The following is a 13057-nucleotide window of genomic DNA, read 5'->3' as shown; positions in this document are numbered from 1 at the left end:
ACCGAGCAGGCCCTGGCCCTGCGCATGCACAGCCTGCTCCTGACGCCCGAGGTCCGCCCCGCCACGGTGGCCGGCATCGTCGAGTGGTTCGGCGCCATGCAGGCACAGGACATGGCCAGTGGCCTGTGGTCGCTCGGCGCCCGACTGCCCGGCGCCACCCTCGGCGACGTCGAGGCGGCCCTCGAGCGCCGCGAGGCGATCCGCACGTGGCCGATGCGCGGCACCGTGCACCTCGTCCCGCCCGCGGACGCCCACTGGATGCTGGAGCTGATGGGCGTGCGCGCGCTGGCGGGCGCGGCCAAGCGCCGCGCGACGATCGGGCTGACCGAGCGGGCGGCCGACCGCGGCGTCGAGCTGCTCGGCGAGGCGCTCGCGGGCGGCAAGCGGCTCACCCGCGCCGAGTGCCTGGCGGCCGTCGCCGCCGGGGGCGTCGAGCTGAGCGGCCAGATGGGCTACCACCTCCTCTGGTACGCGAGCCAGCGCGGCGTCACCTGCATCGCGCCGCACCTCGGCAAGGAGCAGTCGTTCGTGCTGCTCGACGAGTGGGCGCCGAAGCCGAACCGGCCGTCACGCGAGGAAGCCCTCGGCCTGATCGCGACCCGCTTCTTCCGCGGTCACGGTCCGGCCACGAGGGCGGACCTCGCCCGCTGGACCGGCCTGACCATGACCGACGTGCGAGCCGGCATCGCGGCGGCCGGCTCCGCCCTGGCCACGGTCACGGTCGACGGCACCGAGATGTTCGCCGACCCGGCCGTCCTGGAGGCCGCCGCCGCCACCCGCGACGACTGGGCGGCGCTGCCGGGCTTCGACGAGTACATGCTGGGCTACCAGGACCGCACGATGATGGTCGACAAGCAGCACCTGGACGCCATCGTCCCGGGCGGTAACGGCATCTTCAAGTCCACCCTCGTCGAGCGCGGCCGCGTGGTGGCGACCTGGAAGCGCACCCTCGGCAAGAAGGCGGTGACGGTGGACGTGTTTCCCCTGGCGCCCCTGACCGCGGCCGCCCGTGCCCACGCCGAGGCGGCGCTGGAGCCGTATGCGCGGTTCGTCGGCCTGCCGCCGAAGGTGCGCTGGCCCTGACGGTCGTCCGTCCCGGCCCCCGCCGAGCGGTCTCGCGCAGTGACTCAGATCACCTCAATGGCGAGAACCGGGGGCGAAGGCCCCGTCGTCTTGGGGATCATGAGACGAGAACTACGCCGACACCGGGCGGAGGCACGCCGATGAACCGCATCCTCGGTATCGAGCTGCGCCGCTCCGCCGCGATCGGGTCCGCCCTTCTTGTGCTTCTGGTCGGCGTCCTGTTGCTCTTCTTCGCCGGTGATTCCAGCTTCACGACCGGATGGATGCAGCTGGCCATGACCCAGCGGCTCTATCTGGCGGTGCTGTGGCCACTGGCGCTCGCGGCCGGCGCCTGGCAGGCGCGCCGTGAGCACCGGTCCCACGTGGAGGAGTTGTTCGCCAGCACGCCGCGTCCGAGGGGGCAACGCACGCTGCCGACGGTCGGCGCGATGGCCCTCGCGGTGGTGTGCGGCTATCTGGCGATGGGAGTTGTCGGTGGGCTGTGGATCATCGGCACCGCCGGATACCTGCCGACGCAGGCCTTCGTCGTCACGGCGGTCGGCCTTCTGGCGCTGACCGGGGCAGTGTGGCTCGGTCTGGCGGCCGGCCGCCTGCTGCCGTGGCTGGTGACCGCTCCGGCGCTGGCCGTGGCGGGCACGGCACTGATCCTGCTCATTCCCAGGGCGACCCGCCCCCGGGGATGGCTGGCCCTCGTGTTCTCGCCGATGCACGAGATGAACCTGCCCGGCCCCTACACCACCGTGCCCGGTCAGGTCAGCATCGCGCAGGCTGTCTGGCTGACCGCCCTGGCCGTCGCCGGGGTGATGCTGTTCGCGTCCAACGGCTGGCGCGCCCGCATGGCGGCGCTGCTGCCGGTGGCGGCGGGCGCGGCCCTGGCGATCACGCTCATGCCGCGTGAGAACAGGGTCGTCTACGACGCGATCGACCCGGTGGCGAGGGAATTGGTGTGCACCGAGGACGCGCCGCGAGTGTGCGTCAGCCGGGTCCATTCCGGGCTCCTCCCGGAGGTCACCCCGGTGGGCCGGCAAGCGCTGGCGCTTCTGGCCAAGCTTCCGGACCCGCCGGCCGAGGTGCACGAGGACACCACCGTGTGGGCCACGGACTCCGCCCCGCCGTGGCGCCGCGACGTCGCCCTGCTCACCGTCGGGGCCGGCCAGAACGGTCACCTCGCAAACAAGGAGAAGGCAGTGGCGGACGCGGTCTCCGGAGCGTTCGCCAGCCCGTTGGACTGCGAGAAGCCGGCACGTATCGCGGACCGGCTCGCGGCCACCTACTGGCTGTTGGACCGTGAGCCGCAGGCCGACGACCTCTACGATCCGAACGACGTCGCCAAGTCCGTGCGGCTGTGGAAGGAGCTGCGACAACTGCCCAGCGGCAAGGCGAAGACTCTGGTGGCCGAGCTGCGCCATGACGCGGTGACCTGCACCGACAGCGCGGGACTCTCCGCGCTGTCGCGCTAGGCCCGCTTCCGTCCGGTGGCCACGATCATCGCGTGGTATCCATCGCGATGGTCGGCGCTCGTGACCGGCCGGATCCGGGTTCCCTGGGCGACCGGGGCGAGCGCCCGCCGCACGTGGCGTTCGTCCACCGAGCAGGCGGGGAAGCTGCGGCCACTGACCTCATATCCGGAGGAGTTCCGGATGAAGACCGCGGCGAACGGCGCCCTCGCCTTCAGCGAGTTCACGAACGACTGGGTGGCACGCTCGAACTCGTCGTCGCGGGTGGTGATCGACTCCGCCACGAAGAACATCGTCCCCAGGTCGAACTGGCCGGGCGGCAGGCTGAAGACGTTGCCCTTGACGACCTCCGCCCGGCGGCTGAGCAGATCGAAGGGCTCCCTGAGCGCCGCATACGCCCCGTGCCCCCGCGACCCGCCGGCGATGTGGTCCCAGAACCGCCACCAGGACCGGTGCGGATCCCTCAGCTCGTCGGTGAGCCACTGCCGGTTGCTGAACGCACGCTCGTAGAGAACGACCTCGGCCGCGAACGGCAGCATGGTGAGCGCCGGGTAGAGATTGGCTCCGGTGCCGACGTCGATCGCGCGCTCGGCCCAGGCCGGGGCCGCGTCCTGGAAGAAGTTCGCCACGATGTCGATGACCTGCGCGTCGTCGTCCCGCAGCGTGCCGTAGTTGTGGTCGAAGTACGCCCGGGAGTCGAACTGGTCCCAGTCGACGTCCCCGTTGCCGATCCGTGGCGACTCCACATCGGCGACAGTCATGGGCGCGACGGGTTCGGACACGGCAACCTCCGGGAGTGGGTCGGAGAACCGCACCTCTGCGTCGCGGCTTAGCGGCTGTCCGGTCCACGCTAGGGGGCTCGCCCGGAGACCGGCAAGTCCCCCGAGCGGTGATCACCGCTCGTCGGCGTCGCGCCACAGCTGCTCGAAGCGCTGCTTGCGGTCCTCGACCCGCCAGTCCACCACCAGCGTCACGCTGGCGATCAGCGGGCGGGCCTCCGGCCCCAGGACCGACGCCGACCGCAGCTCGTAGCTCAGCCGGCCGTCGAAGAGGATGAAGTCGAAGAGGTCGGGTTGCAGCAGGAAGTCCAGTTTGGACTGGCGCAGGACGCGCGTCTCCACGCCGATCTTGCGGTGCGGACTCACCAGGGTCTCGATCCGTGCCGCGTCCTCGGCGGACGCGTCGTCCAGCACGAACAGTCGACGCACCCTGACGCCACGGTCGTTGATGGCGCGCCGCTGCTGTGCCAGGTAGCGCTGGCCGAGGTCGCTGGCCCAGAACTGACCCTCGTCGACGAAGCCCTTCGGGGTGTCGAACGACGTCATGCTCGTCGCGTCGATCGTCTCCTCGACGCAGGCCGTGAGGTCCAGCAGCCAGTCCCGGTCCTCGCCCTCGTAGAAGGCCCAGCCGCTCTCGAGCCCGTCGAAGAGCCGCGCCAGACGGTTGATTTCGTAGTCGGCGAAGCGCCGCAGGAGGTGGTCGTCTGCTCTGATGCTCGCGGCAGAGCAGACGAGGCGGGTGATCTGGTCCTCCCGCAGCGCCGTGGCCTCGACCCGGCCGTACAGGGCCGTGGCCTCGCTGACCTGGGCGAACCGGCGATCGACGACGTCTTCGGTGCGCTGGGAGTGCTCGGTCATCGTCGCCTTGAGGTCGATGACGGCGAGGTCGTACTCGATGAGGACCTGGGTGACGAGCACGATGCCGCCGACGAACACGGACATCGTGAGCTGCCAGATCTCCGGTTGGTTGGTGGCGTTGGTCAACAGGTAGGTGAGACCGCCGGCGACGGCGGTGACCAGGATCTTGACCCTGACCTTCATGGCGACTCCTCGATTGATCGACCGAGCGCTCCCGTCCCATTGCAGGGCATGGCAGTCTCCGGGGCAATGGAGTGAATCGAGGGAGGGACGATGTGATCCATCCGGCTCTTCCCCGAGGTGTTTGACTGTGAAATAATTGCTGAGTCAAAGAGGTTGTGCGGGGCAGTCCGGGGCCGGTGGTCCCGACCGAGAGCTCAGGAGCGGTCATGCAGTTCGGGATCTTCACCGTCGGCGACGTCACGCCCGATCCTGTGAGCGGACGGGTGCCGACCGAGCACGAGCGGATCAAGGCGATGGTGACCATCGCCCGCAAGGCCGAGGAGGTCGGCCTCGACGTCTTCGCGACGGGTGAGCACCACAACGAGCCCTTCGTGCCGTCCTCGCCGACCACCATGCTCGGCTACATCGCCGCAAGCACCTCCACGCTGCTGCTCAGCACGTCCACGACGCTGATCACGACCAACGACCCGGTCAAGATCGCCGAGGACTACGCGATGCTGCAGCACCTCGCCGACGGCCGGGTGGACCTGATGATGGGGCGGGGCAACACCGGCCCGGTCTATCCCTGGTTCGGCAAGGACATCCGTGCCGGAATTCCGCTTGCCGTCGAGAACTACGCGCTGCTGCACCGGTTGTGGCGCGAGCACGTCGTCGACTGGAAGGGCAAGTTCCGCACGCCGCTGCAGTCGTTCACTTCCACCCCGCGCCCGCTGGACGGCATCCCGCCGTTCGTCTGGCACGGTTCGATCCGCAGCCCCGAGATCGCCGAGCAGGCCGCCTACTACGGCGACGGGTTCTTCGCCAACCACATCTTCTGGCCGGCGTCGCACACCCAGCGGATGGTCGCCCTCTACCGCGAGCGGTTCGCCCACCACGGCCACGGGGATCCCGACCAGGCCATCGTCGGGCTCGGCGGGCAGGTCTTCATGCGCCGCAACAGCCAGGACGCGGTGCGGGAGTTCCGGCCGTTCTTCGACAACGCCCCGGTCTACGGGCACGGGCCGTCGCTGGAGGACTTCACCCGGGAGACCCCGCTGACGGTGGGCAGCCCCCAGCAGGTCATCGACCGTACGCTCGGCTTCCGCGACTACGTCGGCGACTACCAGCGGCAGCTGTTCCTGCTGGACCACGCGGGCCTGCCGTTGAAGACCGTCCTGGAGCAACTGGATCTGCTGGGCGAGGAGGTCGTGCCGGTGTTGCGCAAGGAGTTCGCCGCGCTCAAGCCGGCCCACGTCCCCGAGGCGCCGACCCACGCGTCACTGCTGGCCGCCGCGGCGGCCACCGAGGAGACTGTCGCATGACCGCGCGCACGCTCGTCGTCGTCACGGCGGGGCTGAGCCAGCCGTCGTCCACCCGTCTGCTCGCTGACAGGCTGTCCGCGGCGACCGTGGAGCACGCCCAGCGGATCGGCGTGGACCTGCGGGTCCAGGTCGTCGAGCTGCGCGACCTGGCACATGACCTGATGAACCATCTGCTGACCGGCTTTCCGCCGCCGGCCCTGCGCGAGGCCCTGGACGCGGTGGCGGCGGCGGACGGCCTGGTCGCCGTGACGCCGGTCTTCCACGCGTCGTACAGCGGCCTGTTCAAGTCGTTCTTCGACGTGATCGACAAGGACGTCCTGGCGGGCAGGCCCGTGCTGATCGCGGCGACCGGCGGCACCGCCCGCCACTCGCTGGCCCTCGAGCACGCCGTGCGGCCGATGTTCGCCTATCTGCGGGCGGTGACCGTGCCGACGCCGATCTTCGCGGCGCCGGAGGACTGGGGCGGGGACGAGGCCGAGGGGCAACTGCGCCAGCGGGTGGACCGGGCGGCGGGGGAGCTCGCCGCCGAGCTCGGCCGGCGCGAGCCGGCGCGGCCCGCCGACCCGTTCGCGCTGACCACCTCGTTCGAGGAGCTGCTCGCGGGGTAGAAAGGGCGGGACGACAGGGGGCAACATGGCGGAGATCGTGCTCGTCCGGCACGGGCAGACCGAGTGGAGCGCGGCCCGGAAGCACACCTCGTACACGGATCTCGACCTCACCGGAGAGGGTGAGCAGGAGGCCCGCCGGGCGGGTGAGCGGCTCGCGGGCCGGTCGTTCGCGGCGGTGATCTCCAGCCCCCGCCGCCGGGCGGCGCGCACCGCCGAGCTGGCCGGCTTGGCCGTCACCGAGACGACCGAGGATCTGGCCGAGTGGCACTACGGCGACTACGAGGGCATCACGACCGCTACCATCCGCGAGACCCGGCCCTCGTGGTCTCTCTGGACCGACGGCTGTCCCGGCGGCGAGTCGCCGACCGAGGTGGGCGAACGGTTGGACCGGGTGTTGGCCCGGTCGCGTGCCCTTCTCGACGGGGGTGACGTGGCTTTGATCGCGCACGGCCACTGTCTGCGGGTGGCGGGCGCGCGCTGGATCGGCCTGCCGGCCGGCGGCGGGGGACTGCTCCGCCTCGACACGGCGACCCTCTCGACGCTCGGCTTCGAGCACGGCAACCCGGTCATCGACACCTGGAACGCCGCGGCCTGAGCGACCGGGCCTACCCGGGGGCGACCGTCACCTCGGCCAGCGCCGCGGGGATGCCGCCCTGGGACAGGGCTCGGCGCTGGCGGGCGGCGCCGGTGCCCTCGTCGCGGATCCGTTCCAGTTCGGCCGCGACGCGGCTCGCGTCACCGAGGCGGCGCAGGGCCGGCCGCACCGACGCGACCAGGTCCGCGACCACGTCCCAGGCCGGGCGGGCGGTGCCCGTGCGCACGTCGAGCAGCGTGCCGTCCATTCCCGTGTGGGCGGCGTTCCAGTGCGCGGCCTCGAGGAGATGGTCCGGGACGGGGGCGCCGCCGCCGTCCGACGCGACGGTCGCCACGAGGGCGCGGACGAGCGCCGCCAGCAGCGCGGTGTCGGCGGGGGTCGGGCACACGTCGGCCACCCTGATCTCCACCGTCGGATAGGTCGCGGACGGGCGGGCGTACCAGAGCACCATGCTGTCGTCGAGCATCGTGCCGGAGGAGACGAGCGTGGTGACGGTGTCGTCGTATTCGGAGGCGGAGGTGAAGGCGGGGGTGGGGCCGAGCGCCGGCCAGCGGGTCAGTTGCAGGGAGCGCCAGCTGGCGTGGCCGGTGTCGGCGCCCGCGGCGAGCGGGGAGTTGACCGTCAGCGCCTGCAGGATCGGCAGCCAGGGCCGCAGCCGGGTGCAGACGCGGACGGCCGTCTCCCGGTCCGGTACGCCCACGTGCACGTGACAGCCGCACACCGCCGCGTCGTACGCGATCGGCCCGTAGTGCCGGGCGATGGCGCGGAACCGGGGGTTGTCCGTCGGTTCGCGCACCGGATCGGCGACCGGGGTGGCGCCGACCGCCACGAGGTGGACTCCCGCCTCCCGGGCAGCCGCGGCCGCGGCCCGGCGCAGACCGGTGAGCTGATCCGTCAGCTCCACCAGGTCCGTGCAGACCGGGGTGACCATCTCGAGCATGCTGTGCCGGAACTCCAGGCGGCTCTGGCCGCGCAGGGCGTCCGGCAGCGCGGCGAGGACCTTCTCCACCACCGGCGCGTTCTGGCCGGTCTCGGGGTCGATCAGCAGGAATTCCTCCTCGACCCCGAGGGTCACCGCGCCGGTCATGTGCGGGTGGCGGTGAGGACCACGACGGCGAGGCGTTCGGCGTGCGCGTACGCCTCGCCGTCGAGTTCCTCGCCGTACACGTCCGGGTCGGCCTCGCGGTAGGTCCAGGTCAGGCCGGTGTCCTTGAGGCGCTCCGCGGCCGCGGCCCGCAGCGGGTCGTGGCCGGCGACGATGCCCGTGCCGCTGAACAGCACGAGGGAGCCGCCCGGGGTGAGCCGCTCCGCGGCCGCGTCGAGGATCGCGAGCGACAGGTCGTGGCCCTCGGGCCCGCCGCCGTCGCGGTAGGCGCGACCGACCGGGTCGATCATGAACGGTGGGTTGGCGACGATCAGGTCGAAGTCGCCGTCGACGCCGCCGAGCAGGTCGCTGTGGCACGGGCGGACCCCGGCCGTCCCGGCCAATGCCACGTTGACCTCGGTGAAGCGCAGCGCGGCGGGGTTGATGTCGACGGCGAGGACCTCGGCGTCCGGGATCCGCTTGGCCACGGCGATCGCGCCCGCCCCGGTGCCGCAGCCGATGTCGGCCGCCCGGCGGACGGGTCGGTCGCGGGCGGCGAGGTGCGCGGTGGCGGCGTCCGCCATCCGGTACGTGTCCGGGCCGAAGAAGACGGCGTCCGGTGCGGTGGTCGGGTATGCCGAGTGAACGAACAGCTCCCCGTCGTACGTGGAGAAGCGCACCTGGCTGCGCCACAGGTCGCCGTCGCGCTCCAGCACCCCGGCGGCGTCCATGAGTGCCGCGATGCCGGACGGCAGCACGTCGCGGGTGCACGGGCGGCTCCAGCCCAGGACGTCGCGCAGATTGCGGGCCAGCGCGTTGTGCGGGCGGCCATTGACCCTCGCGTGCGTCGCGGGGGTGACGGTGGTGAAGGCGTACCCGAAATCCTTGAGAGCCGTGCCCAGTTCCTTCAGTGCGGCCACGGTCGGTGTCGTCGCGATCATGGTGGGCTGTGTGCCCCGTCGCGCGCGGGATATTCCCGGCCGTGGCCACCTCGCCGCCCGGAATTGTCATCGGACGCACAGGTCGGGCACAAGAGCAGTTCAGCCTCGGGGTGAAGGCTGATCGTCGACAACAGACGAACGCCGTGGGGGAGTCCGACATGCTCGTGCAGCTGAATCGCAGCGACCGGAACCGCGCGTTCGCGCCGAACTCGACGGCCGTGCCGGTTCCCGGCCTCGATCGGCGGCGGTCCGACGCGGTCGTGGTCGTGCTGGGCCAGGCCGGGCGCGTCGCCGCACTCGAGAAGCAGTTGCCCGCGGGCTGGTCGGTGCGGTTCGCGGCCTCCGCCGGCGCGGTGCTGCCCGACGAGATCGTCCTGATCAGCGGTGCCCGGGAAGACGCCGTGCGCGCCGCGCGGGCGGTGCTGTCCGCGCGTACCCGGATCGTCGCCCTGGTCGATGAGAGCGCCGCGGCCGAGCTGGTGACCGGCGTGCTGACCGCCGGCGCGGACGCGTGCGTCCGCGGCGGGCAGCCGGCGATCCTGGCCAGCCATCTGGTGGCGTGCCGGCGTCGACAGCTCGCCGACCGCTGGCTGAACGTGGCCGGCCCGTCCGAGGAGTGAGAATTTTACTCTGCTGTGGTGCAAAACACCGCGGCCGGCTGACCAGCCAAGAGACAACGGAGAGTGACGCGGGCTACAGCGATCGCGTGGTCCGGATCACCTTCGTATTGAATGTTTTACCTGCTTGATTTGCTGCGTTAGGAGGGGAGGCGGAACCTGGTAGGCGGAAGCGACGACGCTTTCGTCATCACTTTCCGTAAGGAGACGGACCATGCCTCTCAAGAACCTGATTCGCGATGTCCGCGTCAGCCTGTCGCACCGTCGCACCAAGCGGCGCGCCTACCGGCAGTTGAGCGCCGAGCTCGCGGCCTTCCACACGCCCGCCGAGCGCGCCGAGCTCGACCTCATCCTCGGCCGGCACGACGAGAACGAGACCGCGGAGATCCGCGCGATCCTCAACCGGCAGGACTACGAGCGTCAACGTGCGCGGATGACCGTGGGCGGTTATCGCGCCTGACGGGTCCACCCCCAGACGACGGCCCCGGCGGCACTGCCGGGGCCGTTTCGTGTCCGATGTGCTCACTGCCGTGGGCGGTTCTCCTGTGGGGCGCGGGCGCGCAGGCTGCCGGCATGGGCCTTGGCGGCTGGATCCCGGCGGGTCCGCAGCAGGCTGGCCACCGTCGTGACCACGAGGACCACCAGGATGACGGCCAGCGAGACCGGAGTGCTGATCTCCGGCGCGTCCGCCCAGACGTCCTTGTGCAGCCAGTGCAGCACCAGCTTGACGCCGATGAAGGCGAGGATCAGCGACAGGCCGGTCGACAGGTAGACGAGCCGGTCCAGCAGTCCCTTTACCAGGAAGAACAACGCCCGCAGGCCGAGCAGGGCGAAGGCGTTGGCCACGAAGACGATGTAGGCCTGCTCGGTCACGCCGAACACCGCGGGAATCGAGTCCAGCGCGAAGAGCAGGTCCGTGCTGCCGATGGCGATCAGCGTGATGAACAGCGGCGTCGCCATCCGGCGCCCGTCGACGCGGGTGAACAGCCTGCCGCCGTCGTACTCCTCGGTGACCGGGAAGAGCCGCCTGCTCGCCTTGACCAGGATGTTGTCGTCGACGCTGGGGTCCTCGTCGCGGTGGCGGAAGAGCTGGACCGCGGTGTAGATCAGCAGCAGTCCGAAGATCAGGAACATGAACGTGAAGAGCGACAGCAGCGTCGCGCCGAGGGCGATGAAGACGACCCGCAGGGCCAACGCGATGATGATGCCGAAGGTCAGCACCTTCTGCTGGTACTTCTCCGGCACGGCGAAGGTGCTCATGATGATCACGAAGACGAAGAGATTGTCGACGGACAGGCTCTTCTCGACGATGTAGCCGGCGAAGTACTCCGTGCCATAGTCCCACCCGGCCACCTGGGCGAAGACGACACCGAACAGGAGCGCGACAGCGATGTAGAAGACCGACCAGGCGGCGGCCTCCCGAAATCCGACCGCGTGGGGGCGCAGCACGCCGAGGGTCAGGTCGAGGGCGAGCAGGGCGACGATGACCGCGATGGTGAGCGTCCAGCCGAGCGCGGTGACCTCCAGCATCAGGAAAGAACCTCCGGGCGTCGGTGCGGTGAGCGGGTGCGGAGTCCATCCAGCGTCCCCGCTCACGCTGGGAGGATGCTGAAAACGATCCACCGGAGGACCACTAGTGCGACAGATGTGGCCGCTGTTCGCGGCGGGGTTCACCACGGCTTTCGGAGCCCACGGCGTCGCCGCCAGCCTGGGTGCCGCCCCGGACGCGGTGAGCTCGTTGCTCGTCCTCGGTGTCCTGCTCGCGCTCTACGACGGCGCGGAGATCGTGCTCAAGCCCGTCTTCGGCACGCTCGCCGACCGGATCGGCCCGCGCCCGGTCCTGCTCGGCGGCCTGCTGGCCTTCGCCGCCGCGTCGGCGGCCTACGCCGTCGTCGGCGAACCGTCCTGGCTCTGGGCGGCGCGCCTGGGCCAGGGCGCCGCGGCCTCGGCGTTCTCTCCGGCGGCGTCGGCGATGGTGGCCCGGCTGACGCCGGACACCGCGCACGGCCGCGCGTTCGGCTCGTACGGCTTCTTCAAGTCGATCGGCTACACCCTCGGCCCGCTGCTCGGCGGGGTGCTGGTCTGGGCCGGCGGACTCCCGCTGCTGTTCGCCGTCCTGGCGGTGCTGGCGCTGGCGGTGTCGGGCTGGGCGGCGTTCGGGGTCCCGGCCCTGCCGCCGCTGCCGAGGGCTCGCCAGACCCCGGCCGACCTCGTCCGTCGCCTGGGCGGCCGAGGCTTCCTCGCGCCCACCGCGGCCCTGGCCGCCGCCACCGCCGCGCTGTCGGTGGGCGTGGGCTTCCTGCCCGTCTCCGGCGCCGCCGCGGGGCTTGATCCGATCACGACCGGCGCGGCGGTCTCCGTGCTGGCGTTGTGCGCGGCGCTGGTGCAGCCCTGGGCGGGCCGGGCGCTCGACGCCGGCCGGATCGCCGGGCGCGCGGGACTGCGGGCCGGGCTCGCGCTCGCCGCGGCCGGGCTCGGCGCCGCCGCGCTGCCGGGGCCGGCCGGCATCCTGGCGGCGGCGGTGCTCATCGGCGTCGGCACCGGCCTGGTCACCCCGCTGGGCTTTGCCGCGCTGGCGGCGGTCACCCCGCCCGAGCGGCTGGGGCAGACCATGGGGGCCGCCGAGGTGGGGCGCGAGGTCGGCGACGCGGGAGGTCCGCTGCTCGCCGCCGGGGTGGCCACGGCCGCCGGGCTGGGCTACGGATACGGCGTCCTCGCCCTGGTGGTGCTGCTCCTGGTGGCGCTGCCGATGGCCTGAGTCTTCTCAGGTCACCTGGAAGGAGCGCTTGGCCAGGCCCATCCAGAAGCCGTCGATGCTCTGGTCGGGTTTCTGTGCGGCGTCGCCGGAGGCGCCCAGCGTCAGGAACATCGGGGCGAAGTGCTCGATCGTCGGGTGGGCGTACGGCATGCCCGGCGCCAGCGACCGGAAGTCGGCCAGTTCGTCGACCGCGCCCCGAGCCAGGGTCTCCGCGGCCCAGGCGTCGAACTCGCGCGACCAGCCCGGCGCGGGCGCGTCCGTGCGGAAGTCGCGCAGGAACGGCAGGCCGTGCGTGGTGAAGCCGGAGCCGATGATCAGCACGCCCTCGTCGCGCAGCGGGGCGAGCCGGCCGCCCAGCTCCAGCAGGCGGTCGGGTTCCAGGGTCGGCAGCGACATCTGCAGCACCGGGATGTCGGCGTCGGGATACATGACGCTCAGCGGCACGTACGCGCCATGGTCGAGCCCGCGGGAGGTGCGGGCCACGCGTTCGTGGTCCGGCATGAGCTTCTCGACGCGGGCGGCCAGCTCGGGCGCGCCCGGTGCCGGGTAGCGGGCCTGGTAGTAGCGCGGGGCGAAGCCGCCGAAGTCGTACACCAGGGGCACCGTCTCGGTGGCGCCGAGCATGAGCGGTGCGGACTCCCAGTGTGCCGAGGCCATGAGGATCGCCGTGGGGCGGGGGAGCCCGGCGGCGAGCTCCTGCAGTTGCGCCACCCACGCCGGGTCATCGACCAGGGGCGGCGCGCCGTGGCTGAGGAAGAGTGCGGGCATGGACATGGGGGCCTCCGTTGAAGCT

Annotated in this window: 14 protein-coding genes; 8 read left to right on the top strand and 6 right to left on the bottom strand. The window is 71.6% G+C overall.

Features of this window, described 5'->3' with window-relative positions:
- Window positions 1-24 precede the first annotated feature (24 nt).
- Together AB0M36_RS29175 and AB0M36_RS29170 are read left to right on the top strand one after the other, a co-directional pair.
- Complete coding sequence (locus AB0M36_RS29175) at window positions 25-1083, top strand: winged helix DNA-binding domain-containing protein (RefSeq protein WP_364163932.1); 1059 nt, start codon at window positions 25-27, stop codon at window positions 1081-1083.
- Window positions 1084-1223: 140 nt separating this feature from the next.
- Window positions 1224-2543 (top strand): hypothetical protein, encoded by a 1320-nt coding sequence (locus AB0M36_RS29170; protein WP_364163650.1) that lies wholly within the window; start codon window positions 1224-1226, stop codon window positions 2541-2543.
- Here the strand turns inward: AB0M36_RS29170 and AB0M36_RS29165 are convergent.
- Both AB0M36_RS29165 and AB0M36_RS29160 read right to left on the bottom strand, forming a co-directional pair.
- The gene (locus AB0M36_RS29165; protein WP_364163647.1) at window positions 2540-3322 is read right to left on the bottom strand and encodes an SCO2525 family SAM-dependent methyltransferase; all 783 of its coding nucleotides are present in this window, start codon (window positions 3320-3322) and stop codon (window positions 2540-2542) included. The two genes, AB0M36_RS29170 and AB0M36_RS29165, sit on opposite strands and share 4 nt — an antisense overlap.
- A 111-nt stretch (window positions 3323-3433) precedes the next feature.
- Window positions 3434-4360: a hypothetical protein gene (locus AB0M36_RS29160; RefSeq protein ID WP_364163644.1), complete on the bottom strand. Its 927-nt coding sequence runs from the start codon at window positions 4358-4360 to the stop codon at window positions 3434-3436.
- A 206-nt stretch (window positions 4361-4566) separates the two neighbouring features.
- Between AB0M36_RS29160 and AB0M36_RS29155 the strand changes: the two genes are divergently transcribed.
- Genes AB0M36_RS29155 through AB0M36_RS29145 form a run of 3 tightly spaced genes read left to right on the top strand, consistent with a single transcriptional unit; the run spans window position 4567 to window position 6864 of the window.
- Window positions 4567-5661 (top strand): LLM class flavin-dependent oxidoreductase, encoded by a 1095-nt coding sequence (locus AB0M36_RS29155; RefSeq protein ID WP_364163642.1) that lies wholly within the window; start codon window positions 4567-4569, stop codon window positions 5659-5661.
- Complete coding sequence (locus AB0M36_RS29150) at window positions 5658-6269, top strand: FMN reductase (RefSeq protein ID WP_364163639.1); 612 nt, start codon at window positions 5658-5660, stop codon at window positions 6267-6269. Before AB0M36_RS29155 ends, AB0M36_RS29150 begins: the two co-directional genes overlap by 4 nt.
- A gap of 25 nt (window positions 6270-6294) precedes the next feature.
- Window positions 6295-6864 carry a histidine phosphatase family protein gene (locus AB0M36_RS29145; RefSeq protein WP_364163636.1) on the top strand — a complete coding sequence of 190 codons (570 nt, stop codon included), beginning with the start codon at window positions 6295-6297 and terminating at the stop codon, window positions 6862-6864.
- Between the two features lie 10 nt (window positions 6865-6874).
- On the opposite strand, the gene AB0M36_RS29140 is transcribed toward AB0M36_RS29145, so the two are convergent.
- Both AB0M36_RS29140 and AB0M36_RS29135 read right to left on the bottom strand, forming a co-directional pair.
- Window positions 6875-7951, bottom strand: a complete 1077-nt coding sequence (locus AB0M36_RS29140) for a glutamate--cysteine ligase (protein ID WP_364163633.1) — start codon at window positions 7949-7951, stop codon at window positions 6875-6877.
- On the bottom strand, window positions 7948-8889 hold the full coding sequence (locus tag AB0M36_RS29135) for a class I SAM-dependent methyltransferase (protein WP_364163630.1): 942 nt from the start codon (window positions 8887-8889) through the stop codon (window positions 7948-7950). Before AB0M36_RS29135 ends, AB0M36_RS29140 begins: the two co-directional genes overlap by 4 nt.
- A gap of 158 nt (window positions 8890-9047) precedes the next feature.
- Here AB0M36_RS29135 and AB0M36_RS29130 point away from each other — a divergent pair, with 158 nt between their 5' ends.
- Together AB0M36_RS29130 and AB0M36_RS29125 are read left to right on the top strand one after the other, a co-directional pair.
- Complete coding sequence (locus tag AB0M36_RS29130) at window positions 9048-9509, top strand: hypothetical protein (protein WP_364163627.1); 462 nt, start codon at window positions 9048-9050, stop codon at window positions 9507-9509.
- A gap of 211 nt (window positions 9510-9720) precedes the next feature.
- On the top strand, window positions 9721-9966 hold the full coding sequence (locus tag AB0M36_RS29125) for a hypothetical protein (protein WP_364163624.1): 246 nt from the start codon (window positions 9721-9723) through the stop codon (window positions 9964-9966).
- Window positions 9967-10028: 62 nt separating this feature from the next.
- On the opposite strand, the gene AB0M36_RS29120 is transcribed toward AB0M36_RS29125, so the two are convergent.
- On the bottom strand, window positions 10029-11036 hold the full coding sequence (locus AB0M36_RS29120; protein ID WP_364163929.1) for a TerC/Alx family metal homeostasis membrane protein: 1008 nt from the start codon (window positions 11034-11036) through the stop codon (window positions 10029-10031).
- A 115-nt stretch (window positions 11037-11151) separates the two neighbouring features.
- Here AB0M36_RS29120 and AB0M36_RS29115 point away from each other — a divergent pair, with 115 nt between their 5' ends.
- A complete protein-coding gene (locus tag AB0M36_RS29115; protein ID WP_364163926.1) occupies window positions 11152-12264 on the top strand; it encodes an MFS transporter in 1113 nt (370 codons plus the stop codon).
- Window positions 12265-12270: 6 nt separating this feature from the next.
- Here the strand turns inward: AB0M36_RS29115 and AB0M36_RS29110 are convergent, their stop codons facing one another.
- The gene (locus AB0M36_RS29110) at window positions 12271-13038 is read right to left on the bottom strand and encodes a class III extradiol ring-cleavage dioxygenase (RefSeq protein ID WP_364163622.1); all 768 of its coding nucleotides are present in this window, start codon (window positions 13036-13038) and stop codon (window positions 12271-12273) included.
- Window positions 13039-13057: the final 19 nt, after the last annotated feature.

The organism is Actinoplanes sp. NPDC051346, from assembly GCF_040682215.1.
Taxonomy (GTDB): Bacteria; Actinomycetota; Actinomycetes; order Mycobacteriales; family Micromonosporaceae; genus Actinoplanes.
The sequence above is the reverse complement of the archived record's forward strand: the minus strand, read 5'-3'. Positions and strand labels throughout refer to the sequence as shown.